Here is a 26,562-nt window from a genome sequence, read left to right as displayed (position 1 = left end):
TTATTGCACCTCATCCACGGCTTTCAGCAGATCGGCGCCCTGCGGAACATCTTTAACAAACATGTCGCGGACTTGAGTACCCAGTGCGTCGCTAAAGGCTTTGCGGTCGAGATCGGTAATCACTTCCACGCCCGCTTCTTTCATGCCGTCGATGATTTTTTGCTGATCTTCGGCGACCAGTTTGCGCTGGTAGTTGCCCGCTTCCTGCGCAGATGAGATCAGCGCTTGCTGGAACTCCGGGGTTAAGCCATCAAACTTCGCTTTGTTGATCACCACCAGAAGCGGGGAATAGGCGTGGTGCGTCAGAGAAAGGTACTTCTGCACTTCGTAAAATTTTGCTGACCAGACAACGTTGATCGGGTGTTCCTGAGCGTCGATAGTGCGCGTTTCCAGCCCGGTATACACTTCGGCAAACGGCATCGGGATAGGGTTAGCGCCAAAAACTTTGAATGCCGCGATATTCATCGGGCTATTGTTGGTGCGGATTTTCAGCCCTTTCAGGTCGGCAGGCGTTTTAACCGGTGCGCGCGAATTGGTAACATCGCGCCAGCCGTTTTCCCAGTAAGCCAGTACTTTCAGTCCTTTACCTTCAAGGGAGACTTTCAGGTCATCACCGACTTTGCCGTCGAGCGTTTTATGCGCGTGAGCGGTATCGCGGAACAGGAAAGGGACGTCGAGCAGGTTGATTATGGGCGAGAGTCCCGTAAAGTTGTTAGAGCCAGACATCTCCATATCAATAGTGCCGCCACGCACGCCGCTGATCATCGCCTGCGCATTACCGAGGGTGCTATCCGGGAACAGTTTTAATTTCAGTTCGCCTTTGGTTTTTTCCTGCAGTAATTCATTAAATTTTTTCGCCGCAATATGTTGTGAATCGGTTTGTGAGGTTTCATAACCGAAACGTAATGATTGTGCCGCCAGAGAAGATGTGCTGAACGCCGCCACTCCGGCAATTAATAATGCGTAGGTTACAGAACGTAATTTCATTATGATTTCCTTTTAACTCATCCATTTAAGAGGAGCGGTAATAAGCTCCGGTATAAAAATAAATAATGCTAACAACATGAATAAAACCATGACGTAAGGCACAACGCCTTTTACCGCATCGTCAAATTTAAGTTTCGCCACGCCGCATACCACGTTAAGAACGTTACCGACTGGAGGCGTAATCAGTGATATTGAACAGTTGATAATAAACATGATGCCGAAATAGACCGGATCTATTCCCGCTTCTTTCACTAATGGCATTAATACAGGTGTAAGAATTAAGACGGTAGGCGTTAAGTCCATTACCGTACTGATCACCATAATAGCGAGCATAATGACGATGAATAATAAGCGAGGCGAATCTACCAACGGTTGTAATAGCTCTGATACCATCATGGGTAATTCGGCGATAGTAATAAGCCATGCAGATACCGCAGCAGAGGCCACCAGGAACATCACCACCGAAGTGGTTTTCGCTGCGTTAATCAGTACATGATAAAGCGTGGAGAAGGTCATTTCGCGATAGACCACCACCGAGACGAACAGGGCGTAGAAGGCGGCAACCGCGCCTGCTTCGGTGGGTGTGAATAACCCCGAACGGAAACCACCAATAATGATAATCGGTAAAAAAAGCGCCCAAATACCGGAAACTAACGATTGCCAGACTTCCTGCAGTGAAGCTTTCGGCTGACAAGGTAAATTCAGTCGTTTTGCCTGCCACCACCAGGTAACCATCAGCGTGACGCCCATCATGATGCCCGGTGCGATGCCCGCCATAAACAGTTTGCTGATGGAGAGTCCGCTGGAGACGCCGAAGATAATGAGCGGAATAGAGGGCGGAATAATAGCTGCAATAATACCGCCAGAACCGATTAGCCCAGCGGCGCGGTTTACCGGATAGTTGGCCTGACGCATCATCGGCACCAGCAGCGCCGCGACGGCTGCGGTATCGGCAACCGCAGAACCGGACAGGCTTGCCATGATCATTGCCGCTAGTACACCAACGTAGCCCAGACCGCCCGGCCTGTGGCCTACCAGCTTCATTGGCAAGTCGACAATACGTTGCGACAGGCCGCCCGCGTTCATGATCTCACCCGCCAGTACAAAGAAGGGAATGGCTAACAGGGAGAAGCTGTCTGCGCCATTTACCAACGTTTGTGCCAGAATTTGCACATCAAAGATATCCATCCAGAACATCAATGAAATGCCGCACAGCAATAATGCCCAGGCGATGGGAACACCAATCGCGATAGCCCCCAACAAACTGACAATAAATATAAGGATTGTCATCGTCAGGCTCCTTGTTGGTTTCGGCTGGGGGTATTTGTGAACTGCCGGTATAAGTGACGTAATTCCAGCATCGCGATAATCAGGCTGGTGGGGATAGCGGCGGCGTACATTAAGCCAACGGGGACACCGAGAATGGGAGATAAGTTGCTCCAGTCCTGCGCTGTTTTTTCTATAGCGCCCCAGGCCAGCCCCAGACACAGCAATAAAATGAGCGTATGGGTTAGCAGCGAAACACGTTGTTGATTAGCAGGTGAGAGTTTTTCGACTAAAAAAGTAACCTGCACATGGCTGTTGTCCATATAAGCAACGATAGCGCCAATAAAGGTTAACCAGACAAATAAAAGCCGGGATAATTCATCAATCGATAATATGCTTGTGTGGAATCCATATCGAAGAATTATATTAATAAAAATAATACAAGACAGTATTGCGATGATGATCGCAAGAATGCCTTCGAGTATCCGTTTCATAACGAGTCCTTCTTGTTATGCAATATGTTTTCATTAATTGATGTTGTTGGTATTCGTAATATTTATTGGAAAACGACTAATCAGACATTCAATGTGCTATTTAAGTGAAACGGATTAACGAGATTCATTCAGAGTGTGAATGCCATTACGTAATATTTCGATTCGATGTTGTACATCAGCCGTCGCATTTATTTCCAGCAGCTTGATGCCAGCAAAATGCAATGTTGACGGTTCTGCTGCATTAAATAACTCGCGAACATGGTCTGTGGTCATCAGGCTTTCTGCACAGAAAGGTGCAAACGGTGCGTGTAAATCCTGCCATTCGCCGTATGTTCCGTTTAGCGTCGTACCAGAGAACATCAACGCGCCGAGTTTCCCGGCCTGTTTTGCCATTTGGGTATGGGTCAGCGGCAACGCTGTATTGCGCCCTTCAATAGCGGAGCGCGCCCAGTTGATACAGATGCTGATGTCATAATCGGCAATAACTTCCAACACATTTTCTAAAGGCAAAAAGCCTTTGCGTGGAGAGGCAGACGTCATGGCATCGCAGTGTTCCAGCACCAGTTTGCACGGCCAGTCCCAACTGACGATTTCTTTCAACGAGCGGGCAAAAGCATCTGTCGCTTGCATAACATTGGGATTCGTTGCTAACGGTGCAGCCTGGATCTCCAGTGCGAGCACTTTATTAGCCTGCAATGAGTTGATTTTATTCAACAAGTGGCGATAGTACGCCACGCAGGCCTGACGCTGCTCTTCATCGCTGGAGGCGAGGCCAAAACCGTTGTTTTCGCTGCGACGACGCATGGTTTCCATCACAGCGGTGACGACAAATTTCCAGCTCTCTGGTGTATGACGGAGTAACCATTGATCGCCAAGAGGATGAAAATTTTCCAGGCAGGGTTGTTCCAGACCGAGAATATCAGGGGTATCTGATAATTGTCGCCAGAATTCCTTCTCTTCCTCTTCACTTCTTTGGTGAAAAGAAGGTGCACAGGGATACGCACCGATAATATAACCGGCATTATTCGCTTTCATTTTGTGCTCCAGTAATAACTTTTTTATAAAGCAGAGAGGGCCACTTTAACCACGATTTTCCGTATTGCCGTTGTGGCATTTTTATTACATGCCGGGCGGTGAACATCCTGCGGGAAGAAAATAGCGTAGCTACCCGGTATCATTTCTATAAATGATTCATATTCACTATTGTGATAAAAAATAATATCGCGCTGCTCTAATAGGGATTCGCTGACTTTATTATTTCCTGTATCAATAGCAATGCCGATTTTCTCTTCACCCCACGCCAGGAACTGGATATCGATATAGCGACGATGCACTTCCGGGCGGTTTTCCACCGCCTCGCGCGTCGTTAAATCGATAATTTGCGCATAAATATTTTTACCGTCGATTTCGACAACGCCCGGCTCCAGGACATTGAAGTTGGTAGCGCGCAGAAAATCGAGCGCCTTTTCAATGGCGGCGGGCAAACGGCACGGGTTAGGTTGCGCGATATGTCCAAAAATCATGGCTTATCTCCTTATAACGCCTGGATTTTTTCCCACACACTGTCATCAACGGTGATGCCGTTACGGCGGTTTTCAGCCAGCAGGGTAGTAAATTCGTGGCCGGGTAAGCGAATGGCCTGGTTTTCATCGGCGCGTTCAGCAGTGGTAACGTAATCCATGATGCGTTGCAGCTTGGCGTCGCGGGTGGTGCCTTCGATCAGTTTGTCTACTTCAATGGCGATAAAGATTTGCGAAATGCCGTATTCGTCGCTGTTATCCTGGGTGACTTCAGCAACCGATGCGCCATCAGAAAGGAGAGTAGCGATCATATCCAGCACAATCGACATGCCCGAACCTTTCCAGTAGCCCATCGGCAAAATGCGGCGATTTTTCTCGATAACGCCAGGTTCTTTGGTCAAATTGCCCTCATCATCAAAGCCACCATCTACCGGGAGCTGACGACCTGCCAGGCGGTTAACTTCTAACATGCCGTAGGAAAACATCGACATCGACATATCGACCATGGTGATCGGCGTGGAAGGAATGGCGACGATCAGCGGGTTGGTGCCGATGCGACATTCTTTTGCGCCCCATGGCGGCATTACGGCGATGGAGTTGGTCCAGCAGATGCCAATGTAGCCTTTCTCCGCCGCCTGCCAGCCATAGCTGCCACCGCGCATCCAGTGGTTGGCATTACGTAACGCCACCAGGCCAATCCCATGATTTGCCGCCAGTTCAATGGCGCGATCCATCATCTTTTTCGCCGTCAGGTTACCGATCGAACGCTGGGCGTCCCACTGCTCAATTGCGCCGAGGCTGGTTATACGTTTGGGTTGGGCGTCAGGAATGATATCGCCATTATCCAGTTGTTGAATGAAGCGTGGGAAACGGTTAACGCCGTGAGAATAAACGCCGGACTCGGTGGTGCGGGCGAACATCTCTGCGCAGGCGTCAGCCGTTTCGCTGTCAACGCCGCGTGAAATTAAGACCCGATTAAAGGCTGCTTTTAACTGCTCAAATGTTACTTTCATCCCTGGCTTCCTTGTTTTTTTTGATCGCTTTTTTGTCTTTAAATTTCAATATGCGAAATTTGATTTCAAATATATCGATCGCGTTTTAACAAAGCAATCCGCGCCGTGAATTTCAAAAATCATTAAAATCAAATGGTTGCAAATTATCTGCCCAGATCGTGAACTATGACACACTTTGCGCTACCATCAGGACGCGACAAAAGGGGAACCTGGACATGGGGAAAAAAGAGGGCGAGATGACGCAAGAAAAAGAAAGGCCAGCCGGAAGCCAGAGCCTATTTCGTGGTTTGATGTTAATTGAGATCCTCAGCAACTATCCAAACGGTTGCCCGCTGGCGCATCTTTCGGAACTGGCAGGTTTAAATAAGAGTACCGTCCATCGCTTATTGCAGGGGTTACAATCCTGTGGCTATGTGACTACCGCGCCCGCCGCAGGGAGTTACCGCCTGACCACCAAATTTATTGCCGTCGGTCAGAAGGCTCTGTCTTCGCTGAATATTATTCATATTGCTGCGCCGCATCTTGAGACGCTGAACATTGCCACCGGAGAAACCATTAACTTCTCCAGCCGCGAAGATGATCACGCTATTTTGATTTATAAACTCGAGCCCACCACCGGGATGCTGCGTACCCGCGCCTATATTGGCCAGCATATGCCGCTCTACTGTTCCGCAATGGGCAAGGTCTACATGGCGTTTGGTCACCCGGACTACGTGAAGTCGTACTGGGGAAGCCATCAGAATGAAATCCAGCCGTTAACCCGCAATACCATTACCGAGCTGCCCGCGATGTTCGACGAACTGGCGCACATTCGTGAAAGCGGAGCGGCGATGGACAGAGAAGAAAACGAACTCGGCGTCTCCTGTATTGCTGTTCCGGTGTTTGATATTCATGGGCGGGTACCGTACGCCGTGTCGATTTCGCTTTCGACATCACGGTTGAAACAGGTGGGGGAGAAAAATCTCCTGAAACCACTGCGTGAAACCGCGCAGGCTATTTCTAATGAGCTGGGATTTACTGTCAGGGACGACCAGGGCGCGATCACATAACGCTTTGGACAAGTGCCAAAACTTTAACATTTCCTTCGTTGGATCAAAGCAGTAGGGACGCGCTCTCTGGCACTCTGCTGTTTTAGTGCAAAGGAGTGATCATGAACCGGTTTATTATTGCGGATGCGACGAAATGTATCGGTTGCCGTACCTGTGAAGTGGCTTGCGCAGTGTCGCATCAGGAAAATCAGGATTGCTCTGCGTTGTCGCCGGGCGAGTTTATTTCGCGAATTCGAGTCATCAAAGACCATACCAGGACCACGGCAGTAGCCTGTCATCAGTGTGAAGATGCTCCGTGTGCGAATGTCTGCCCTGTGGAGGCGATTCGCCGCGAACATGGGCATATCTTTGTTGAACAATCACGTTGTATTGGCTGTAAAAGCTGTATGCTGGCATGCCCGTTTGGTGCGATGGAGGTCGTTTCTTCGCGCAAAAAGGCGAGAGCGATTAAGTGCGATCTGTGCTGGCATCGGGCGACGGGACCGGCCTGTGTTGAAGCCTGCCCGACAAAGGCGTTGCAGTGTATGGATGTCGAAAAAATCCAGCGTCAACGGTTACACCAGCAACCTGTTTGAGATTTTATTCCGGCGATTCTCAACGCCGGAATAGTGCGCTTTGTTTATGCCGGATGCTGCGTAAACGCCTTTTCCGGCCTACAAATTCAATTGATTGCAGAAATTATGTAGGTCTGATAAGCGCAGCGCATCAGGCAATTTTTAATGGCTTTCAGCCCAGGCGCGTTCAATCTCTTCCGCCAGAATCTTCACACCCGCCTCAATTTTCTCCGGCTCTGGTACGTAGTTCATGCGCATACATTGATGCGTATGCGGCCACGGTTTATCCAGCCCTGGGAAGAAGTTGTGGCCTGGCACCATCAGCACGCCGCGCGCTTTCAGGCGCTGATAGAGTTGCTCGGTGGTAATCGGCAAATCCTTAAACCATAACCAGAGGAATATTGCCCCTTCTGGTTTATGAATAAGGCAGCGATCTTCCGGTAAATAGCGGCGAATGATGGCGATAGTCTCCTGAACACGCTGGTAATAGAACGGCTTGATGACCGTTTCTGACAGGCACAGCAGATCGTTACGCTTAATCATTTCACACATTATCGCCGGACCAATGCCGCCAGGTGCCAGACTGATAATGCCGTTCATATTAGTGATGGCGGTGATGATTTTTTCATTGGCGATGATAATGCCGCAGCGCGAACCTGGCAGACCTAGCTTGGAAAGGCTCATGCATAGCACGATATTCGGATTCCACAGCGGGCGCGCTTCGCTAAAGATGATGCCCGGGAACGGGACGCCATAGGCGTTATCAATCACCAGCGGGATCCCGTGCTGATTCGCCAGCGCATCCAGCTTCAGCAACTCTTCATCGGTTATCACATTACCTGTTGGGTTCGTCGGTCGCGAGACGCAAATCATCCCCGTCTCTTCGCCAATGCGCAGATGTTCGAAATCGACGTGATATTTAAACTGGCCCTCTGGCAGTAGTTCGATATTCGGACGCGTAGAGACAAACAGATCCTCTTCCAGCCCGGCATCCGCGTAGCCAATATATTCCGGTGCCAGCGGGAACAGTACTTTTTTGACCCGGCCATCGGCACGGCGTCCGGCAAACAGGTTAAATAAGTAGAAAAAGGCGCTCTGGCTACCGTTTGTTAGTGCAATATTCTGTGGTTCGATATCCCAACCCAGCTTCTCGCGTAACATACCGGCAAGCAGAGACAGCAGCTCCGTTTTCCCCTGTGGCCCATCGTAATTGCACAGCGCATCAGTGGCTTTGCCACTTTCCAGCATGTCGGTTAGCAGCGTCTGGAAATAATCCTGCATTTCCGGGATCTGCGCCGGATTGCCGCCGCCAAGCATAATCGCGCCGGGGGTGCGTAAACCGTCGTTCAGATCTTCCATCAGCAGCGTAATGCCGGAGTGGCGGGTAAATTTGTCACCAAAAAGGGAGAATGTCATAGCGGGATATCTGTCGAACTCTGTAGCAAGGAAGGTAACAATAACGCTACATTTGCCAGGGTGCAAATCACGCTGTTGACGGGGGATTGACACTTTATGCTGTAGTTTTCGATTAGGCTGGTATTTTAGGCTGCGTGGCTTCCCGACGTACTGCCGCACGGGAAGCCGGAAAAGTTACTGTTGCCCCGCCCAGACGACCATTACTTTATCGTCGCCGTGTTCACGGACAAATCCGTACCCCTGTTTCAGCGAAAGCGCCGTTTGTTTGCCTGCGCCAATGGCTGGATGCCGTGCGCGGAACTGACTGATGCGCTGCCAGTGCGCGACGCTGGCGGCAGATTTACCACTGATATCCTGCCAGTTCATATCAGAACGTGTGCCTTGTAGGGGATCAGAACCGGTGGGGCCGAACGGACGCGAGGATTCATCACCATAAAAGATTTGCACTGCACCTGGCGCGAGTAACAATAACTCTGCTGCTTTGTCGTCCCCTTCGCGGAACAAGCGGGTATCATGCGAGGAGAGATAGCTCAACACATTGAAATCTTGCAATTTCTCGGCCATTTGCTGCCAGGTGGTATCCATCTGCGCCAGGCAATCGACCGCTTTCGCCGCCTGTTCCTGATAATCGAAATTGATCATCCCGTCGAATCCGTGGCGATAGTAGTCGCTTTGCATTACGCCATGACCCCAGGCCTCGCCGGTCATCCAGAAAGGTTTGTCATCTAATGCTTTCTCGGGGTTAGCTTTTTTCCATTCGCGAAGTGCGGCGCTGGCCTGCGTTTTCAGTTGCTGCCAGGCGGGCAACTCAACATGTTTGGCGGTATCGACCCGAAAACCATCAATACCGTAGTCGCGGACCCATTGGCTTAACCAGTGGGTTAAGTAATCGCGCGGCGTATAGCCGTCAATGGCTTTGGCGTGGGTATCCGGTTTGTTTTTATAGAACACCGGCAGACCAGAAGCGGTAGTTGATTCGGTTTTGATATCCGGCAAAAAGGCTAGCGACATGGTGAGATCGTCGAATCCAGGATTGTCGTAATCGCCGATATCGGTACGGATCCAGTTTTTCCCCCACCATTTATCCCAGCCTGTTTTGTCGCTGAAATTAATGTAATCGTTGAAGCTATGCCAGGTTTGCCCGGCGGCGGGCTTCCAGTCACTCCAGCGTTCACCCAGCGTTTTTTTTCACTTCGTCACCTGAAAGGTATAACGCGCCAAACTGATACTCCTGCATATCCGCCAGCGTGGCATAGCCGGTGTGGTTCATCACCACATCAAAAATAATGCGGATACCGCGCTGGTGCGCGCTATCAACCAGCGTCCGTAGATCGGCTTCGCTGCCCATATTGGCATCAAGATTCGTCCAGTCCTGTGTGTAATAACCGTGGTAGGCATAATGCGGGAAATCGCCTTTCGTACCGCCGCCGACCCAGCCGTGAATTTGCTCAAATGGGGCGCTTATCCATAAAGCATTGACGCCCAGCTGCTGGAGATAATCCAGTTTGTTGGTCAGGCCGCGTAAATCACCACCGTGGAAAGTGCCAATTTCTTCCATGCCGTCTTTATGACGTCCGTAGCTCTGGTCATTGCTGGGATCGCCGTTTTCGAAACGGTCTGTTAGCACAAAGTAAACCGTGGCGTTATGCCAGTTGAAAGGGGCAGGTGCGTCAGTTTCCGCGCGTTCCAACAGAAGTAAACCATTGCTGGTGGCGGCAGGTTGTAACGTTATTTGGCCGTTCTTCACCGTCGCGATTTGCTGGCTGTAATAATCCCGGACTACCGTACCTTCCGGGAAAGTGCCGCTGACATTAAGCGTCAGTGGTTTTCCATCCCATTTTGGGCATTCGCGGACCTGGTTTGCTACCGGTTCGGCGGTGTTCTGGACCGAAATCATCAACGTTGGTGTGCCGGAGCGGGTATCTATTTGCAGCGTATATTCACCGTTCCTGAACAATCGCCACTGAGGGGGCGTGCTGTCGCAAGGTTTGAGAGAAAGCATCTGATTGAGTTTTATCGCATCCGCAGACTGCCAGCATTGTTGGTTAAAATTTAGCGTCAGCGGTCGCGTACCTTTGGTCAGCTGGGCATGACTAACAAATGTTCCTGCACTTTGTTCAGCAAAGGTGGGAAATCCCTGAGATGTCCAGTCGGCGGCAATGGCAACACTGGGCAGGAGTATCAGAAAACAGGCGGCAAGTTTCATAACGGATGGGTCCTTGTTGCTGCGAATTTCACCAGTTTGCCAGTGATAATACTGGTAAAACTCATCCCTGATGAGGATTGCGCCAGGATGAGACGAAAGGGGGAGTATTTCACCTGAGATTTAAGTTTATTTTTTGCGATAAACCCCACATTTTCTGCGATTTAGCGCCAATCTGAACGGTTAACACGTGACATAGTTTCAGATTTGGACTATTCCTTGGGGTGCTCTTGACAGCTATTTTTGATATGATTTGAGATTCAACTCTCAAATTTGTGAAAAATATAAGGTGTTGGAATGATTAAATCCGACCAGGAGAACTGATGATTTTGACTCCCATACGACGATATGGGGCGATGATTCTTATGTTACTCACTCTGATGTTTTCGAGTGAGGTGTTAGCGAAAACGCACACGACAACAGCGAGTCAAAAAGTCCCACATAACCAAAGCTAGTAATAAACAGGTAAGCAGTAAACAAGAGTATTCTCGCAATAGTGCAAAGAGCAGTTCACTTCCTGATTTGCGAAAATACCCTTCCGGAACACCAAGGAAAAAAGCGTTTCTCCGGACCGTAATGCCTTACATTACCAGCCAAAATGCTGCCACTACGGCGGAACGTAACTGGCTGATTTCAAAACAGTACCAGGGCCAATGGTCGCCTGCAGAGCGTGCGCGTCTGAAAGACATCGCCAAACGCTATAAGGTGAAGTGGTCTGGTAATACACGAAAAATCCCGTGGAATACGCTGCTTGAACGCGTAGACATTATCCCGACCAGTATGGTGGCGACGATGGCTGCGGCAGAAAGTGGTTGGGGGACGTCGAAGCTGGCGCGTAACAACAACAACCTGTTTGGCATGAAGTGCATGAAAGGGCGTTGTACCAATGCGCCGGGTAAAGTGAAGGGCTACTCACAGTTCAGTTCTGTCAAAGAATCGGTGAGCGCCTATGTCACTAACCTGAATACGCACCCGGCTTACGCTTCGTTCCGTAAATCACGTGCACAATTGCGTAAAGCTGATCAGGAAGTCACCGCCACAGCGATGATTCACAAGCTGAAAGGTTATTCAACGAAGGGACAGAGTTATAACAACTACCTGTTCGCGATGTACCAGGATAACCAGCGGTTAATCGCTGCGCATATGTAATTGCATTCCCTCGAGCCTTATCCGACTTGTTGGTCGGATAAGGCTTTTGCTCGCATCAGGTGGTTGTGCTGCGTTACCTGATGCGACGCTGGCGCGTCTTATCATGCCTGGCGGCTTTTCCCCTCCTGCTACAGCAGGACCTCGCTGTTTACATCGCGATACTCTTTCGGCGTTGTGTCATATGCTTTTTTAAATACAGAGTAGAAATATTGCAACGATGGATAACCGCACATTTGCGATATTTCGTTGATTGATAAGGTTGTTGAAATTAGCAGGCTGCGCGCTTTCTCCAGCTTCTCGGCATGAATCATTGCGTGTATGGTTTCGCCCACCTCTTCTTTAAAACGCTTCTCAAGATTGGAGCGTGATATGCCGACAGCGTCCAGCACCTGATCCACTTTAATCCCTTTACAGGCATGATTGCGGATGTAATGCATGGCCTGAATAACAGCCGGGTCGGTCAACGAACGGTAATCCGTAGAACGCCGTTCAATGACGCGTACTGGCGGGACCAAAATCCGCTGCAACGGCATCGCTTCTTTATCTAACAACCGATGCAGAAGTTTTGCCGCCTGATAGCCCATTTGCCGTGCGCCCTGGGCAACCGAAGAAAGCGCGACGCGAGAAAGATAGCGGGTCAGCTCTTCGTTATCGATGCCAATTACGCATAGTTTTTCCGGTACGGGAATATGCAGATGCTCGCAAACTTGCAGAATATGCCGCGCCCGGGCGTCAGTAACGGCAATAATCCCGGTTTGCGGTGGTAGCGTTTGCAACCAGTCGGCCAACCGGTTTTGCGCGTGCTGCCAGTTTTCTGGTGCAGTTTCCAGTCCCTGATAAACGACACCACGGTACTTTTCTTCGGCGACAAGCTGGCGAAAAGCATATTCGCGTTCGGCTGCCCATCTTTTGCCACTCGACTCTGGCAGACCATAAAAAGCAAAGCGGTTAACGCCTTTTTCTTTTAAATGCAAAAATGCGCTTTCAACCAGCGCATAGTTATCAGTGGCAATGTAATGTACGGGCGGATAGCTTTCTGCCAGGTGATACGAGCCGCCAACCCCGACAATGGGGACGTCGACATCAGCCAACGCTTGCTCGATTTGTTTATCGTCAAAGTCGGCAATAACGCCATCTCCTAACCAGTCCTTGATTTTATCAATGCGGGCGCGGAAATCTTCTTCAATGAAAATATCCCATTCCGATTGTGACGCCTGTAAATATTCCCCCACACCTTCTACAACTTGACGGTCATAGGCTTTATTAGCATTGAACAGTAATGTGATTCGGTGACGTTTAGTAAACATGGTTCTTTTCCTGCTGAATCATGCAAAAACTCAAAACCGGCAACACGTTACCGGTTTTGAGAAAATTTTTATCAAAATCAGGAACGGCGTTTGGTTGCGGAGTCCATCCATACTGCCAGCAACAGAATCGCACCTTTGACGATATACTGCCAGAAGGTCGGAACATCCATCATACTCATGCCGTTATCCAGCGAAGCCATGATGAATGCCCCCATCACAGCCCCCGCAACACTCCCTACGCCGCCAGCCAGACTGGTGCCGCCAATCACGCAGGCTGCAATGGCATCCAGTTCGGCGATATTACCGGCAGAAGGCGAGCCTGCACCAAGCCGTGAACTGAGGATTAACCCCGCGATGGCCACCATCAAACCGTTGATAGCAAACACGACAAGTTTGGTGCGTTCTACGTTAATCCCGGAGAGTCGCGCCGCTTCCAGATTGCCGCCAATAGCGTAAATGCGCCGCCCGAAAGCTGTCCTTGTTGCCATAAACATGCCGCCGAGTAACAGCAACGTCAGCAGCAGGACAGGAGTAGGAACGCCACGGTAATCATTCAGTAGCCAGATTGCGCCTAATACGATGATGGCGGTCAAAGCCTGGCGACCGACCACCGCTGTAGATGCCGGAGACTGTAAACCCAAAGCTTGTCGGCGCATTCTTCCACGCCATTGCCAGCCGACAAAAGCCATTAAGCCAAGCGCGCCAATAATGAAACCGGTGCTGGCGGGTAGATAGCTCTGTCCAATTTGTGACATCGCGGCGCTGGTGGGTGAAACCGTCGTACCGTTGGTGATGCCAATGAGGATGCCGCGAAATGCCAACATGCCCGCCAGGGTGACAATAAATGAAGGCACTTTGCGGTACGCGACCCACCAACCATTCCATGCGCCGAGAAGCAGGCCCAGAACCAGCGTCACAATAATGGTGAGTGGCAGAGGCCAGCCTAACCAGACGTCGCAGATAGCGGCGACGCCGCCTAATAGCCCCATCATCGAGCCGACCGAGAGGTCGATTTCGGCAGAAATTATGACGAACACCATCCCTACCGCAAGGATGCCGGTAATCGCGGTCTGGCGTAGCAAGTTGGAGACGTTACGGGCGCTTAAATAGGCGCCGTCAGTAGTCCAGGTAAAGAACAGCATGATGGCGATGATTGCTGCAATCATCACGAAGACTTGTAAATTCAGTGACTTCAGCACAGAGAAGCCACCGGATGTCGGTACGGCTAATTTCACTTCAGACGGATTGCTTTTCGACATGATGTTCGCTCCTCAATGCGGCTTCCATCACCTGCTCCTGAGTCAGGTTATGATTTATCAGGTTGGCTTTTAGTTTTCCTTCATGCATCACCAGTACGCGATCGCTAAGACCAAGTACTTCAGGTAATTCAGAAGAGATGACAATAACGGCGATACCCTGCTGGACGAGTTGGTTAATTAATTTGTAGATCTCGTATTTCGCGCCAATATCGATACCCCTGGTAGGTTCATCAAGAATGAGAATGCGCGGGTTGAGTAACAGACAGCGTGCCAGGATCGCTTTTTGTTGATTGCCGCCGCTTAAACGTCCAATAGCAAGTTCCGGAGACGACGTTTTCACTTTGAGTCGCTGGATAGATTCCAGAATACATTTTTGCTCTGCGGCATCATCAAGCTGGCTAATACCCCCGGTAAATTTGTTGAGTGCGGCGAGGGTAATATTTTTACCAACCGCCATTACCGGAACGATGCCATCACGCTTTCTATCTTCTGGCACCATTGCAATACCCTGGGCGATGGCTTGCTGGCAATTACGAATATCCACTTGTTTGCCATCAATATAGATTTTCCCTTCCCATTGTCCGGGCCAAACGCCAAAAAGGCATTGAATAGTTTCGGTGCGACCAGCGCCGACCAGTCCAGCAATCCCCAGTATTTCGCCACGTTTCAGGGAAAACGAGACATCGTTAACCCGTTTAATATGACGATTAACCGGATGCCATGCCGTCAGATGTTCTATGCGTAATATTTCATCGCCAGTGGTATGTGGTTCGTTTGGGTACAGTGCCGTTAATTCTCGCCCAACCATCATGGTGATAATATCGTCTTCGCTCATTCCGGCTGCATCACGCGTACCTATGTGCTGACCGTCGCGAATAACACAAATTGTGTCGGAAATCGCTTTGACTTCGTTGAGCTTGTGAGAAATATAGATACATGCGATGCCGTGTTGTTGCAGATCGCGAATAATATCCAGTAAAACTGTGGTTTCCAGCTCAGTTAATGAGGCGGTTGGTTCATCGAGAATTAATAAACGCACCTGTTTATTTAGTGCCTTGGCAATTTCAACAAGTTGTTGTTGCCCAAGCCCTAAATCACCAACGCGGGTATCTGGTGAAATGGATAAGCTGACTTGCGCTAACAGTTTCTGACAGCGTAGCGTCATCTGGTCATAATCCATGACCCCATTGCGGGTTATCTCATTGCCAAGAAAGATATTTTCCAGCACGGTCAACTCTTTCACCAATGCTAATTCCTGGTGAATGATGGCAATACCTTTGCGTTCGGTATCGCGGATGTGACTTGCCTGTATTACTTCACCAGCAAAAGTAATTTCGCCTTCGTAACTGCCAAAGGGATAAATTCCGCATAGCACTTTCATTAATGTTGATTTACCAGAACCGTTCTCACCGCAAAGTGAGACGATCTCACCAGCATTTAGCCGCAAACTGACGTTATCTATCGCCTTTACGCTGCCGAAAGTTTTGGTAATGCTCTTCATTTCAAGTAGATAAGACATAACGACTCCACCTAAGCCAATCAGTTCATGCGGCATGGAGAGAAATCACGTCCCCGTTGTCGACAGGGACGTAACGCTTAAAGCTCGCTCTCCTTGTGGAAACCGTCTTTAATCACCGTGTCTTTGATGTTGTTTTTATTCACATCAATAGGTGTCAGTAGGCGGGATGGAACATCTTTCAGCCCATTATTCAGCGTGGTATCTGCTTTAGGTTGTTGATCGTTACCCAGTTCAACGGCAATTTCCGCGGCAGTATTTGCCAGAAGAGTAATCGGTTTATACACCGTCATGGTTTGCGTACCCGCAGCAATACGTTTAATGCCGGCGAGATCCGCATCCTGACCGGAAATGGCGACTTTCCCTGACAAACCTTGCGCGCTTAATGCCTGAATAGCCCCGCCAGCAGTAGCATCGTTAGAAGCAACAACAGCGTCAATTTTGTTATTGTTGGCGGTCAACGCGTTTTCCATAATTTTCAGCGCGTTTTCTGGTAACCAGCCATCAACCCATTGGTCGCCTACGACTTTAATTTTCCCGGAGTCGACGTAAGGTTTTAATACTTTCATTTGCCCGGCGCGGAAAAGCTTAGCGTTGTTATCTACCGGAGAGCCGCCCATCAGGAAATAATTTCCTTGCGGGACGATATCGACCAGCGCTTTTGCTTGTAGTTCACCCACTTTTTCGTTATCGAAAGAAATATAAAAGTCGATATCAGCATCATTAATCATGCGGTCGTAAGCTAATACTTTAATGCCTTCTTGTTTTGCTTCTTTTACAACGTTACTTAATACCTGTCCGTTATACGGAATAATGACAAGAACATCGACTCCCCGGTTAATCATGTTTTCAATCTGCGACATTTGAGTTTCTTCGTTGCCATTTGCAGACTGCACAAATACTTTTGCGCCGAGAGATTCAGCTTTTTTCACGAAAATATCCCGGTCTTTCTGCCAGCGTTCAAGACGGAGATCATCAATAGCCATACCGATTTTGACTTCTTTAGCATGTGCCGCAACGTTGGTTAGCAGAAGTGAGGTGCACAGGGTGAGTAAAATGTTCTTTATTTTCATGGTTCAGAGGCCTTCTTTTGTTAGAGGGTAGCTTTAAAAAGTAACAATCACCGCGTTAAACGTGACCAATTTTTAGCAACTAAATGGGGGAAAACAATTACAGATTTTTATCTTTCGATTACGATTTTTCGTTTATTTCTTGATTTATGACCGAGATCTTATTTTTGTTGGTTAATCGAATTTGTTGCATTTTTCTCTTCGAGTAATTACCCAATTTCATCATTCCATTTTATTTTGCGAGCGAGCGCACACTTGTGAATTATCTCAATAGCAGTGTGAAATAACATAATTGAGCAACTTAAAGGGAGTGCCCAATATTACGACATCATCCATCACCCGCGGCATTACCTGATTATGGAGTTCATTATGCAAGCTTATTTTGACCAGCTCGATCGCGTTCGTTATGAAGGCCCGAAATCCTCTAACCCGTTAGCATTCCGTCACTACAACCCCGACGAATTGGTGTTGGGTAAGCGTATGGAAGACCATTTGCGTTTTGCCGCTTGCTACTGGCACACCTTCTGCTGGAACGGGGCGGATATGTTTGGCGTAGGCGCGTTTAACCGTCCCTGGCAGCAACCTGGCGAGGCGCTGGCATTGGCGAAGCGTAAAGCAGATGTCGCATTTGAGTTTTTCCACAAATTACATGTGCCTTTTTATTGCTTCCACGATGTGGACGTTTCCCCGGAAGGCGCATCGTTAAAAGAGTACATCAATAACTTTGCGCAAATGGTCGATGTGCTGGCAGGTAAACAAGAAGAGAGCGGCGTGAAACTGCTGTGGGGAACCGCTAACTGCTTTACTAACCCACGTTATGGTGCAGGCGCAGCTACGAATCCCGACCCGGAAGTTTTCAGCTGGGCAGCAACACAAGTCGTTACGGCGATGGAAGCGACGCATAAACTGGGTGGTGAAAACTATGTGCTGTGGGGCGGTCGCGAAGGTTACGAAACGCTGCTGAATACCGATTTGCGTCAGGAGCGTGAACAGATTGGCCGCTTTATGCAGATGGTGGTTGAGCATAAACATAAAATCGGTTTCCAGGGTACTCTGCTTATCGAACCGAAACCGCAAGAGCCGACCAAACATCAATATGATTACGATGCCGCGACGGTCTACGGCTTCCTGAAGCAGTTTGGCCTGGAAAAAGAGATTAAACTGAATATTGAAGCAAACCATGCAACGTTGGCGGGTCACTCTTTCCACCATGAAATTGCCACCGCCATTGCGCTTGGTCTGTTCGGTTCTGTCGATGCTAACCGTGGTGACGCGCAGTTGGGCTGGGATACCGACCAGTTCCCGAACAGCGTGGAAGAAAATGCGCTGGTGATGTATGAAATTCTCAAAGCGGGCGGTTTTACCACCGGTGGTTTGAACTTCGATGCCAAAGTACGTCGTCAGAGCACCGATAAATATGACCTGTTCTACGGTCATATTGGCGCGATGGATACGATGGCACTGGCGCTGAAAATTGCAGCACGCATGATTGAAGACGGTGAGCTGGATAAACGCGTCGCGCAACGTTATTCCGGCTGGAATAGCGAACTGGGCCAGCAAATTCTGAAAGGCCAAATGTCACTGGCGGATTTAGCAAAATATGCCCAGGAACATAATCTTGCACCGGTGCATCAGAGTGGTCGCCAGGAGCAGTTAGAAAATCTGGTAAACCATTATCTGTTCGACAAATAACGGCTAACTGTGCAGTCCGTTGGCCCGGTTATCGGTAGCGATACCGGGCATTTTTTAAGGAACGATCGCTATGTATATCGGGATAGATCTTGGCACATCGGGCGTGAAAGTCATTCTGCTCAACGAACAGGGTGAGGTAATTGCTTCGCAAACGGAAAAGCTGACCGTTTCGCGCCCGCATCCCCTCTGGTCTGAACAAGACCCGGAACAGTGGTGGCAGGCAACAGATCGTGCAGTGAGAACGCTTGCGCGACAATATTCTTTGCAAGAGGTTAAGGCGTTAGGTATTGCCGGACAGATGCACGGAGCTACGTTACTTGATGCTCGGCAGCAGGTATTACGTCCAGCGATTTTGTGGAATGACGGGCGCTGTGCGCAAGAGTGCGCTTTGCTTGAAACACGAGTCCCGGATTCGCGCGCTATAACCGGCAATCTGATGATGCCCGGATTTACCGCGCCTAAGCTGCTGTGGGTGCAACGCCATGAGCCAGATATATTCCGTCAGGTAGACAAGGTTTTATTGCCAAAAGATTATTTGCGTCTGCGTATGACCGGAGAGTTTGCCAGTGATATGTCTGATGCGGCAGGCACCATGTGGCTGGATGTCGCGAAGCGTGACTGGAGTGATGTCATGCTGCAAGCTTGCCAGCTGTCCCGTGACCAGATGCCAGCATTATACGAAGGCAGTGAAATTACCGGGACTTTGCTACCCGAGGTGGCAAAAGCATGGGGAATGGCGGCAGTGCCTGTTGTCGCGGGCGGCGGCGATAATGCGGCTGGCGCGGTTGGTGTGGGTATGGTTGATGCCAACCAGGCAATGCTGTCGCTGGGAACTTCTGGTGTTTATTTTGCGGTGAGCGAAGGGTTCTTAAGCAAGCCGGAAAGCGCCGTACACAGCTTTTGCCATGCATTACCACAGCGTTGGCATTTAATGTCGGTGATGTTGAGTGCGGCATCGTGTCTGGATTGGGCTGCGAAATTAACCGGCCTGAGTAATGTCCCAGGCTTAATTGCAGCTGCGCAACAGGCAGATGAAAGTGCCGAGCCAATCTGGTTTTTGCCTTATCTTTCCGGCGAGCCGTACCCCGCACAATAATCCACAGGCGAAGGGGGTTTTCTTTGGCCTGACCCATCAACACGGCCCTAATGAACTGGCGCGAGCAGTGCTGGAAGGCGTGGGTTATGCGCTGGCCGATGGCATGGATGTCGTGCACGCCTGCGGCATTAAACCGCAAAGTATTACCCTGATTGGTGGTGGAGCGCGTAGTGAGTACTGGCGTCAGATGCTGGCGGATATCTGCGGTCAGCAGTTGGATTACCGCACGGGTGGTGATGTAGGGCCTGCACTGGGCGCAGCAAGGTTGGCGCAGATTGCGGTGAATCCAGATAAATCGCTCAGTGAATTGTTGCCGCAACTGCCGTTAGAGCAGTCGCATATGCCGAACGCGCAGCATCATGCCGCTTATCAGCCACGACGCGAAACATTCCGTCGTCTCTATCAGCAACTTCTGCCACTAATGGCGTAAACTTATCCCCCGCCTGACCGGGCAGGGGATAATTCTCGTCTATATATATTATCAATTCATTAATATTTCATATGAATTTATTCTGAAAATCATTTGTTAATGGTGTTTTTCAGTTTTGTCTTTCGTTGGTTAATCGTAATGTATCGTTGGTAGATACGGAGATCATTATGAAAACCTCAAAGACTGTGGCAAAACTATTATTTGTTGTCGGGGCGTTGGTTTATCTGGTTGGGCTATGGATCTCATGCCCATTGTTAAGCGGCAAAGGCTATTTTCTCGGCGTGTTAATGACGGGAACGTTTGGCAATTATGCTTATCTTCGTGCTGAAAAACTCGGGCAACTGGATGACATGTTTATTCGCATCTGCCAGTTAGTTGCGTTAATCACTATCGGTCTGTTGTTTATCGGTGTTTTAAATGCACCTATCAATGCTTATGAAATGGTGATCTACCCCATCGCCTTTTTTGTCTGCTTGTTTGGTCAAATGCGTTTGTTTCGCTCGGCATGAGCAACATAAAGCTCTTACACATTCAGGAATGAAAGGAATACTGTGATGGAAAACAAAATATCAACCTATTCTCCAGCATTTAGCATTGTGTCATGGATAGCGCTTGGCGGCGGTATTGTTACCTATTTATTAGGGCTATGGAATGCGGAAATGCAATTAAATGAAAAAGGATATTACTTTGCTGTTCTGGTGCTAGGACTATTTTCAGCCGCATCTTATCAAAAAACTGTGCGAGACAAATATGAAGGCATCCCCACTACATCCATTTATTATATGACCTGTCTGGTTGTCTTTATCATTTCTGTCGCATTACTGATAGTTGGTCTGTGGAATGCAACATTATTACTCAGCGAAAAAGGGTTTTATGGTCTGGCCTTCTTTTTAAGTTTGTTTGGTGCAGTAGCAGTGCAGAAGAATATTCGTGATGCTGGAGTTAATCCATCAAAAGAAACTGTGGTTGCTCAGGAAGAATATAGCGAATAATCCTTGCAAGCCCGGTCAGTGTGACCGGGCTTTTGCTCAACTTACGAATCTGTTTCGGTCGATTCGTTGCACCAGCACAGAAAGTAATAAGCTTGTGGCCAGCGTGGCGCAGAAGATCCAGATAATATCCAGTATTGGCCAGTTTTTAAGCTCAATCCCCCGGGTACGCAGCGCATGGATAATCAATGCGTGGAACCCGTATATACCTAAAGAATGGCGTGATATCATCCCAAGCCCGGGAACAGTGCGTGTATCCAGCGTATTTTTTACCAGCGTCAGTAACGCGATTGCGCAGAGAAAAACCATCGGTCCGCAATAGAGATACCAGGTATCGGCAAAATTTCCGCGCCACTGTAATTCATATAATGTCCCGCGAGAGATAATAAATACCCCCGCAACAAACAGTACGGCGCTCACCCACGACAGTGATTTATGTTGCGTATCCATCATGCCAATGGCGCGGCCCAACATGCCATACAGGATGTAGTAAAAAGTATCGCCATTGATATATAAGTTAATCGGTAGCCATTCGAAGCCGTCGATCTTCTGTGGCACTGTGTTTGGGTTAGCGATGATGCCAATCACCACCATGAGTACCAGCAACATTTTACCGCTAACGTTTTTTACCTGAACCAGCGGCGAAACCAGATAAATCACCGCAATCGCGAAGAAAAACCATAAGTGATAAAACACAGGCTTTTGTAGCAGGTTTTTCAGCGCTAACTCCACATTGATAGCGGTAAAAAGCGCAATGTAGATCAACGCGATGACACTATAAAACAGCAGACATAAGCCAATACGCAAGAAATGACGCGGTTGGGCGCTACGTTCGCCAAAAAAGAGATAGCCGGAAATCATGAAAAATAGCGGCACGCTGACACGGGAGGCAGAATTTAGAACATTCGCGATATCCCAGGTTATGGGGCTGACGCTATGGGCGTTGGTTACATACCAGGTGGTGGTATGAATCATCACCACCATTAAACAGGCTATCCCTCGCAGGTTATCAATCCAATAAATTTTGGGCTGCATCTGTGTCTCTGTAACTGGTTAAAAAAAGGTCTGACCGATAAATCATTCAGCTGGTGCACTGGAATAATCCGAGTTTTATCTCTACAGCTTATAGAGGCTTGAGGAAATTCGTTAGATTCAGCCACTATACCGATATTAATAATAAGACTCACCTGCAAATAAGACGGTAATTTAATGATGATGAACTATTTCTTTCCAGCAATGGCACTTATTGTGTTAGTGGGATGCTCGACACCGCCACCCGAGCAGAAAGCACAGCGGGTAAAGGTTGAGCCGCTGCGTTCATTGAATATGGAAGCGTTGTGCAAGGATCAGGCAGCAAAACGTTATAACACCGGTGAGCAAAAAATCGACGTCACCGCATTTGAACAGTTTCAGGGGAGCTACGAAATGCGTGGTTATACCTTCCGGAAAGAGCAGTTTGTCTGTTCTTTTGACGCAGATGGCCATTTTTTGCATCTTTCCATGCGTTAAGCCCTGCTTTTTCCCGTTTCGTACTGTATATCTTCCATCCAGCGGGTATACTGATCCCTTCCTTTAAATCCACACGTATCCAGCACGAAATAATATGCAAAAGTTTGATACCAGGACCTTCCAGGGCTTGATCCTGACCTTACAGGATTACTGGGCTCGCCAGGGCTGCACCATTGTTCAACCATTGGACATGGAAGTCGGCGCGGGAACCTCTCACCCAATGACCTGTCTGCGCGCGCTGGGGCCAGAACCGATGGCGGCTGCTTATGTTCAGCCTTCTCGTCGCCCGACCGATGGTCGCTACGGCGAAAACCCCAACCGTTTACAGCACTACTATCAGTTCCAGGTGGTCATTAAGCCATCGCCGGACAATATTCAGGAGCTGTACCTCGGTTCTCTGAAAGAGCTGGGCATGGACCCGACTATCCACGATATCCGTTTCGTGGAAGATAACTGGGAAAACCCGACGCTGGGTGCCTGGGGGCTGGGCTGGGAAGTGTGGCTGAACGGCATGGAAGTGACGCAGTTCACTTACTTCCAGCAGGTTGGTGGTCTGGAGTGTAAACCGGTTACCGGCGAGATCACCTACGGTCTGGAACGTCTGGCAATGTACATTCAGGGCGTAGACAGCGTTTACGACCTGGTCTGGAGCGACGGCCCGCTGGGTAAAACCACCTACGGCGACGTGTTCCATCAGAACGAAGTGGAGCAGTCCACTTACAACTTCGAATACGCGGATGTGGACTTTCTGTTCACCTGCTTCGAGCAGTACGAGAAAGAAGCGCAGCAGCTGCTGGCGCTGGAAAACCCGCTGCCGCTGCCAGCCTACGAGCGTATTCTGAAAGCCGCCCACAGCTTCAACCTGCTGGATGCGCGTAAAGCCATCTCCGTCACCGAGCGCCAGCGCTACATTCTGCGCATTCGCACTCTGACCAAAGCAGTGGCAGAAGCATACTACGCTTCCCGTGAAGCCCTCGGCTTCCCGATGTGCAACAAAGATAAGTAAGAGGCGGCTATGTCTGAGAAAACTTTTCTGGTGGAAATCGGCACTGAAGAGCTGCCACCAAAAGCACTGCGCAGCCTGGCTGAGTCCTTTGCTGCGAACTTTACTGCGGAGCTGGATAACGCTGGCCTCGCACACGGCACCGTTCAATGGTTTGCTGCTCCGCGTCGTCTGGCGCTGAAAGTAGCTAACCTGGCGGAAGCGCAACCGGATCGTGAAATCGAAAAACGCGGCCCGGCGATTGCCCAGGCGTTCGACGCTGAAGGCAAACCGAGCAAAGCGGCAGAAGGTTGGGCGCGTGGTTGCGGTATTACCGTTGACCAGGCTGAGCGTTTGACTACCGATAAAGGCGAATGGCTGCTGTATCGCGCCCATGTGAAGGGCGAAAGCACCGAAGCACTGCTGCCGAATATGGTTGCGACTTCGCTGGCGAAACTGCCGATCCCGAAACTGATGCGCTGGGGCGCGTCTGACGTACACTTCGTGCGTCCGGTACACACCGTGACCCTGCTGCTGGGCGACAAAGTCATTCCGGCAACCATTCTGGGGATTCAGTCCGATCGCGTGATTCGCGGTCACCGCTTTATGGGCGAACCGGAATTCACTATCGACAATGCCGATCAGTATCCGGAAATTCTGCGTGAGCGCGGTAAAGTCATCGCCGATTACGAAGAACGTAAAGCGAAGATTAAAGCCGATGCCGAAGAGGCAGCACGTAAGATTGGCGGTAACGCTGACTTAAGCGAAAGTCTGCTGGAAGAAGTGGCTTCTCTGGTTGAATGGCCGGTTGTTCTGACCGCGAAATTCGAAGAGAAATTCCTCGCGGTGCCGTCTGAAGCACTGGTTTACACCATGAAAGGTGACCAGAAGTACTTCCCGGTGTATGCGAACGACGGCAAACTGCTGCCGAACTTCATCTTCGTTGCCAACATCGAATCGAAAGATCCGCAGCAAATTATCTCCGGTAACGAGAAAGTCGTTCGTCCACGTCTGGCAGATGCCGAGTTCTTCTTTAATACCGACCGTAAAAAACGTCTGGAAGATAACCTGCCGCGCCTGCAAACCGTGCTGTTCCAGCAACAGCTGGGTACGCTGCGCGACAAAACTGACCGCATTCAGGCGCTGGCTGGCTGGATTGCTGAACAGATTGGCGCTGACGTTAACCACGCTACCCGTGCGGGCCTGCTGTCTAAGTGCGACCTGATGACCAACATGGTCTTTGAGTTCACCGACACCCAGGGCGTTATGGGGATGCACTACGCGCGTCACGATGGCGAAGCGGAAGATGTCGCGGTAGCGCTGAACGAGCAGTATCAGCCGCGTTTTGCCGGTGATGACCTGCCGTCCAACCCGGTAGCTTGTGCGCTGGCGATTGCTGACAAGATGGACACCCTGGCGGGTATCTTCGGTATCGGTCAGCATCCGAAAGGCGACAAAGACCCATTTGCGCTGCGTCGTGCCGCACTTGGCGTGCTGCGTATTATCGTTGAGAAGAACCTCAACCTTGATCTGCAAACGCTGACCGAAGAAGCGGTGCGTCTGTATGGCGATAAGCTGACTAATGCCAACGTGGTTGATGATGTTATCGACTTTATGCTCGGTCGCTTCCGCGCCTGGTATCAGGACGAAGGTTACACCGTTGACACCATCCAGGCGGTACTGGCGCGTCGTCCGACCCGTCCGGCAGATTTCGATGCCCGTATGAAGGCGGTATCGCATTTCCGTACCCTGGATGCAGCTGCTGCACTGGCGGCGGCGAACAAACGTGTATCCAACATTCTGGCGAAATCTGACGAAGTGCTGAGCGACCGCGTGAATGCCTCTACCCTGAAAGAGCCGGAAGAAATTAAACTGGCGATGCAGGTGGTTGTTCTGCGAGACAAACTGGAGCCGTACTTTGCTGAAGGTCGTTACCAGGATGCGCTGGTCGAACTGGCTGAGCTGCGTGAACCTGTCGATGCTTTCTTCGATAAAGTGATGGTCATGGTTGATGATAAAGATCTGCGTATCAACCGCCTGACCATGCTGGAAAAACTGCGCGAATTGTTCCTGCGCGTTGCGGATATTTCGCTGTTGCAGTAATAACAGCGTTATTAAATAGCCTGCCACTTGGCAGGCTTTTTTTATCGCTAATAATACAGCTACCTTTAATAATTTTCTGCTGAATAAAAATTATCTCATATATTAATTTCATGATATTTTTTTTAGGATTTTATTAAGGAGAGGAAAGGAATTTATTACGCTAGAATAGCTGCGGGTGCTTGAGACTGTTTGTCTCAGGTATCACCGAAAGGCAGACAGAGAAAAGCCCCACCTGACTATAAATCAAAGTGAGGCTACCCTATGCCTGAACACCATAAGGTTAGCCTCTTACTCGTTGGAAATCAACACAGGAGGCTGGGAATGCCGCAGAAATATAAATTGCTTTCTTTAATAGTGATTTGTTTTACGCTTTTATTTTTCACCTGGATGATAAGAGATTCACTGTGTGAATTGCATATTAAACAGGAGAGTTATGAGCTGGTGGCATTTTTAGCCTGCAATTTGAAAGAGTAAGAGTCTTCGGCGGGAAGTTATTCCCGCCTTTCTTACGGTGTTGGGTATTCTCAATGCACCCTAATTTATTTCTTTGATGAATATTATTTAAAAAATACGAACGGATTTGGCTATTAAATAGGTTTTTAATTGAGAACAGGAATGGTTCGGAGCCTTCATGAATAAACTGCTTTTACTGTTGATAATGCTTTATCAACGACATCTTTCTCCTCGCAAAGGATATCGCTGTGCTTACAGTGTGTTGTACCAAACGCAGGGATGTTCGGGGGCAGTCAAAGAGATTATTCAACAGAAAGGTGTTATTGCAGGCTGGGGCGAGGATACGTCAGCGTTTTGCAGATTGCCGACTTGCGGCACAGACAATCAGGCAGAAGCAACACCTGAACGAGGTTATACGTAAAAAGAAGAATAATGAGTGTAATGATTGTGATTGTTCCGGGTGTGATGGTACGGTCTGTCGTGATTGCCACATCCCGATGCCGGA

Annotated in this window: 22 protein-coding genes and 3 pseudogenes; 12 read left to right on the top strand and 13 right to left on the bottom strand. The window is 49.3% G+C overall.

Annotation, left to right across the window (positions count from 1 at the left end):
* From yiaO to yiaK, 6 genes are all read right to left on the bottom strand, one after another.
* Positions 1 to 987: a 2,3-diketo-L-gulonate TRAP transporter substrate-binding protein YiaO gene (yiaO, locus tag CRI63_RS11185; RefSeq protein WP_135519550.1), complete on the bottom strand. Its 987-nt coding sequence runs from the start codon at positions 985 to 987 to the stop codon at positions 1 to 3.
* A gap of 12 nt (positions 988 to 999) precedes the next feature.
* Positions 1,000 to 2,277: a 2,3-diketo-L-gulonate TRAP transporter large permease YiaN gene (yiaN, locus tag CRI63_RS11180; protein WP_167852309.1), complete on the bottom strand. Its 1,278-nt coding sequence runs from the start codon at positions 2,275 to 2,277 to the stop codon at positions 1,000 to 1,002.
* A gap of 2 nt (positions 2,278 to 2,279) precedes the next feature.
* Positions 2,280 to 2,747, bottom strand: a complete 468-nt coding sequence (gene yiaM / locus CRI63_RS11175) for a 2,3-diketo-L-gulonate TRAP transporter small permease YiaM (protein ID WP_130223023.1) — start codon at positions 2,745 to 2,747, stop codon at positions 2,280 to 2,282.
* A 114-nt stretch (positions 2,748 to 2,861) separates the two neighbouring features.
* Positions 2,862 to 3,782, bottom strand: a complete 921-nt coding sequence (locus tag CRI63_RS11170; protein ID WP_135519546.1) for a DUF4862 family protein — start codon at positions 3,780 to 3,782, stop codon at positions 2,862 to 2,864.
* A 23-nt stretch (positions 3,783 to 3,805) separates the two neighbouring features.
* Complete coding sequence (locus tag CRI63_RS11165) at positions 3,806 to 4,270, bottom strand: YhcH/YjgK/YiaL family protein (RefSeq protein WP_135519544.1); 465 nt, start codon at positions 4,268 to 4,270, stop codon at positions 3,806 to 3,808.
* An 11-nt stretch (positions 4,271 to 4,281) separates the two neighbouring features.
* Positions 4,282 to 5,280: a 3-dehydro-L-gulonate 2-dehydrogenase gene (gene yiaK, locus CRI63_RS11160; protein WP_135519542.1), complete on the bottom strand. Its 999-nt coding sequence runs from the start codon at positions 5,278 to 5,280 to the stop codon at positions 4,282 to 4,284.
* Between the two features lie 215 nt (positions 5,281 to 5,495).
* On the opposite strand from yiaK, the gene yiaJ reads away from it, so the two are divergent.
* A complete protein-coding gene (gene yiaJ, locus CRI63_RS11155; protein WP_135519540.1) occupies positions 5,496 to 6,329 on the top strand; it encodes an IclR family transcriptional regulator YiaJ in 834 nt (277 codons plus the stop codon).
* Positions 6,330 to 6,430: 101 nt separating this feature from the next.
* Entirely contained in the window at positions 6,431 to 6,904 is a 474-nt protein-coding gene (locus CRI63_RS11150) for a 4Fe-4S binding protein (protein ID WP_135519538.1), read from the top strand.
* Between the two features lie 141 nt (positions 6,905 to 7,045).
* Here CRI63_RS11150 and avtA read toward each other — a convergent pair whose 3' ends face one another.
* Both avtA and malS read right to left on the bottom strand, forming a co-directional pair.
* Positions 7,046 to 8,299, bottom strand: a complete 1,254-nt coding sequence (gene avtA / locus CRI63_RS11145; protein WP_135519536.1) for a valine--pyruvate transaminase — start codon at positions 8,297 to 8,299, stop codon at positions 7,046 to 7,048.
* Positions 8,300 to 8,473: 174 nt separating this feature from the next.
* A pseudogene (gene malS / locus CRI63_RS11140) lies at positions 8,474 to 10,505 on the bottom strand (alpha-amylase).
* 320 nt (positions 10,506 to 10,825) lie between these two features.
* Here malS and CRI63_RS11135 point away from each other — a divergent pair.
* Positions 10,826 to 11,651, top strand: a pseudogene (locus tag CRI63_RS11135) (protein bax).
* A gap of 128 nt (positions 11,652 to 11,779) precedes the next feature.
* Here CRI63_RS11135 and xylR read toward each other — a convergent pair.
* The 4 genes from xylR to xylF form a co-directional block, all read right to left on the bottom strand.
* On the bottom strand, positions 11,780 to 12,958 hold the full coding sequence (xylR, locus tag CRI63_RS11130; protein WP_130210034.1) for a D-xylose utilization transcriptional activator XylR: 1,179 nt from the start codon (positions 12,956 to 12,958) through the stop codon (positions 11,780 to 11,782).
* Between the two features lie 77 nt (positions 12,959 to 13,035).
* A complete protein-coding gene (gene xylH / locus CRI63_RS11125; protein WP_130210036.1) occupies positions 13,036 to 14,217 on the bottom strand; it encodes a xylose ABC transporter permease XylH in 1,182 nt (393 codons plus the stop codon).
* The gene (locus CRI63_RS11120) at positions 14,195 to 15,736 is read right to left on the bottom strand and encodes a D-xylose ABC transporter ATP-binding protein (protein ID WP_135405320.1); all 1,542 of its coding nucleotides are present in this window, start codon (positions 15,734 to 15,736) and stop codon (positions 14,195 to 14,197) included. Before CRI63_RS11120 ends, xylH begins: the two co-directional genes overlap by 23 nt.
* Positions 15,737 to 15,813: 77 nt before the next feature.
* On the bottom strand, positions 15,814 to 16,806 hold the full coding sequence (xylF, locus tag CRI63_RS11115; protein WP_130210040.1) for a D-xylose ABC transporter substrate-binding protein: 993 nt from the start codon (positions 16,804 to 16,806) through the stop codon (positions 15,814 to 15,816).
* Positions 16,807 to 17,172: 366 nt separating this feature from the next.
* Here xylF and xylA point away from each other — a divergent pair, with 366 nt between their 5' ends.
* The 4 genes and pseudogenes from xylA (at position 17,173) to yiaA (ending at position 21,013) form a co-directional block, all read left to right on the top strand.
* Positions 17,173 to 18,495, top strand: a complete 1,323-nt coding sequence (xylA, locus tag CRI63_RS11110) for a xylose isomerase (protein WP_064527882.1) — start codon at positions 17,173 to 17,175, stop codon at positions 18,493 to 18,495.
* 70 nt (positions 18,496 to 18,565) lie between these two features.
* Positions 18,566 to 20,021: pseudogene (xylB, locus tag CRI63_RS11105) on the top strand (xylulokinase).
* 167 nt (positions 20,022 to 20,188) lie between these two features.
* On the top strand, positions 20,189 to 20,530 hold the full coding sequence (gene yiaB / locus CRI63_RS11100; protein ID WP_130210044.1) for an inner membrane protein YiaB: 342 nt from the start codon (positions 20,189 to 20,191) through the stop codon (positions 20,528 to 20,530).
* Between the two features lie 45 nt (positions 20,531 to 20,575).
* On the top strand, positions 20,576 to 21,013 hold the full coding sequence (gene yiaA, locus CRI63_RS11095) for an inner membrane protein YiaA (RefSeq protein WP_130216246.1): 438 nt from the start codon (positions 20,576 to 20,578) through the stop codon (positions 21,011 to 21,013).
* Between the two features lie 36 nt (positions 21,014 to 21,049).
* Here the strand turns inward: yiaA and CRI63_RS11090 are convergent, their stop codons facing one another.
* The gene (locus CRI63_RS11090) at positions 21,050 to 22,045 is read right to left on the bottom strand and encodes an acyltransferase (RefSeq protein WP_135519534.1); all 996 of its coding nucleotides are present in this window, start codon (positions 22,043 to 22,045) and stop codon (positions 21,050 to 21,052) included.
* Between the two features lie 174 nt (positions 22,046 to 22,219).
* Here CRI63_RS11090 and CRI63_RS11085 point away from each other — a divergent pair, with 174 nt between their 5' ends.
* From CRI63_RS11085 to yidD, 5 genes are all read left to right on the top strand, one after another.
* Positions 22,220 to 22,519, top strand: a complete 300-nt coding sequence (locus CRI63_RS11085) for a YsaB family lipoprotein (RefSeq protein WP_130216250.1) — start codon at positions 22,220 to 22,222, stop codon at positions 22,517 to 22,519.
* Between the two features lie 94 nt (positions 22,520 to 22,613).
* The gene (glyQ, locus tag CRI63_RS11080; RefSeq protein WP_001168544.1) at positions 22,614 to 23,525 is read left to right on the top strand and encodes a glycine--tRNA ligase subunit alpha; all 912 of its coding nucleotides are present in this window, start codon (positions 22,614 to 22,616) and stop codon (positions 23,523 to 23,525) included.
* Positions 23,526 to 23,534: 9 nt separating this feature from the next.
* Positions 23,535 to 25,604: a glycine--tRNA ligase subunit beta gene (glyS, locus tag CRI63_RS11075; protein WP_130216252.1), complete on the top strand. Its 2,070-nt coding sequence runs from the start codon at positions 23,535 to 23,537 to the stop codon at positions 25,602 to 25,604.
* Between the two features lie 321 nt (positions 25,605 to 25,925).
* The gene (gene hokA / locus CRI63_RS11070) at positions 25,926 to 26,078 is read left to right on the top strand and encodes a type I toxin-antitoxin system toxin HokA (RefSeq protein ID WP_130216254.1); all 153 of its coding nucleotides are present in this window, start codon (positions 25,926 to 25,928) and stop codon (positions 26,076 to 26,078) included.
* Between the two features lie 157 nt (positions 26,079 to 26,235).
* Complete coding sequence (yidD, locus tag CRI63_RS24385; protein ID WP_240782748.1) at positions 26,236 to 26,478, top strand: membrane protein insertion efficiency factor YidD; 243 nt, start codon at positions 26,236 to 26,238, stop codon at positions 26,476 to 26,478.
* The last annotated feature ends 84 nt before the right edge of the window (positions 26,479 to 26,562 follow it).

The organism is Escherichia sp. E2661, from assembly GCF_004745185.1.
Lineage (GTDB): Bacteria > Pseudomonadota > Gammaproteobacteria > Enterobacterales > Enterobacteriaceae > Escherichia.
The sequence above is the reverse complement of the archived record's forward strand: the minus strand, read 5'-3'. Positions and strand labels throughout refer to the sequence as shown.

Excerpts from the sequence above, each read along its gene's own strand:
- yiaO (WP_135519550.1), bottom strand. The coding sequence starts at position 987 with ATGAAATTACGTTCTGTAACCTACGCATTATTAATTGCCGGAGTGGCG.
- yiaN (WP_167852309.1), bottom strand. The coding sequence starts at position 2,277 with ATGACAATCCTTATATTTATTGTCAGTTTGTTGGGGGCTATCGCGATT.
- yiaM (WP_130223023.1), bottom strand. The coding sequence starts at position 2,747 with ATGAAACGGATACTCGAAGGCATTCTTGCGATCATCATCGCAATACTG.
- CRI63_RS11170 (WP_135519546.1), bottom strand. The coding sequence starts at position 3,782 with ATGAAAGCGAATAATGCCGGTTATATTATCGGTGCGTATCCCTGTGCA.
- CRI63_RS11165 (WP_135519544.1), bottom strand. The coding sequence starts at position 4,270 with ATGATTTTTGGACATATCGCGCAACCTAACCCGTGCCGTTTGCCCGCC.
- yiaK (WP_135519542.1), bottom strand. The coding sequence starts at position 5,280 with ATGAAAGTAACATTTGAGCAGTTAAAAGCAGCCTTTAATCGGGTCTTA.
- yiaJ (WP_135519540.1), top strand. The coding sequence starts at position 5,496 with ATGGGGAAAAAAGAGGGCGAGATGACGCAAGAAAAAGAAAGGCCAGCC.
- CRI63_RS11150 (WP_135519538.1), top strand. The coding sequence starts at position 6,431 with ATGAACCGGTTTATTATTGCGGATGCGACGAAATGTATCGGTTGCCGT.
- avtA (WP_135519536.1), bottom strand. The coding sequence starts at position 8,299 with ATGACATTCTCCCTTTTTGGTGACAAATTTACCCGCCACTCCGGCATT.
- xylR (WP_130210034.1), bottom strand. The coding sequence starts at position 12,958 with ATGTTTACTAAACGTCACCGAATCACATTACTGTTCAATGCTAATAAA.
- xylH (WP_130210036.1), bottom strand. The coding sequence starts at position 14,217 with ATGTCGAAAAGCAATCCGTCTGAAGTGAAATTAGCCGTACCGACATCC.
- CRI63_RS11120 (WP_135405320.1), bottom strand. The coding sequence starts at position 15,736 with ATGTCTTATCTACTTGAAATGAAGAGCATTACCAAAACTTTCGGCAGC.
- xylF (WP_130210040.1), bottom strand. The coding sequence starts at position 16,806 with ATGAAAATAAAGAACATTTTACTCACCCTGTGCACCTCACTTCTGCTA.
- xylA (WP_064527882.1), top strand. The coding sequence starts at position 17,173 with ATGCAAGCTTATTTTGACCAGCTCGATCGCGTTCGTTATGAAGGCCCG.
- yiaB (WP_130210044.1), top strand. The coding sequence starts at position 20,189 with ATGAAAACCTCAAAGACTGTGGCAAAACTATTATTTGTTGTCGGGGCG.
- yiaA (WP_130216246.1), top strand. The coding sequence starts at position 20,576 with ATGGAAAACAAAATATCAACCTATTCTCCAGCATTTAGCATTGTGTCA.
- CRI63_RS11090 (WP_135519534.1), bottom strand. The coding sequence starts at position 22,045 with ATGCAGCCCAAAATTTATTGGATTGATAACCTGCGAGGGATAGCCTGT.
- CRI63_RS11085 (WP_130216250.1), top strand. The coding sequence starts at position 22,220 with ATGATGATGAACTATTTCTTTCCAGCAATGGCACTTATTGTGTTAGTG.
- glyQ (WP_001168544.1), top strand. The coding sequence starts at position 22,614 with ATGCAAAAGTTTGATACCAGGACCTTCCAGGGCTTGATCCTGACCTTA.
- glyS (WP_130216252.1), top strand. The coding sequence starts at position 23,535 with ATGTCTGAGAAAACTTTTCTGGTGGAAATCGGCACTGAAGAGCTGCCA.
- hokA (WP_130216254.1), top strand. The coding sequence starts at position 25,926 with ATGCCGCAGAAATATAAATTGCTTTCTTTAATAGTGATTTGTTTTACG.
- yidD (WP_240782748.1), top strand. The coding sequence starts at position 26,236 with ATGAATAAACTGCTTTTACTGTTGATAATGCTTTATCAACGACATCTT.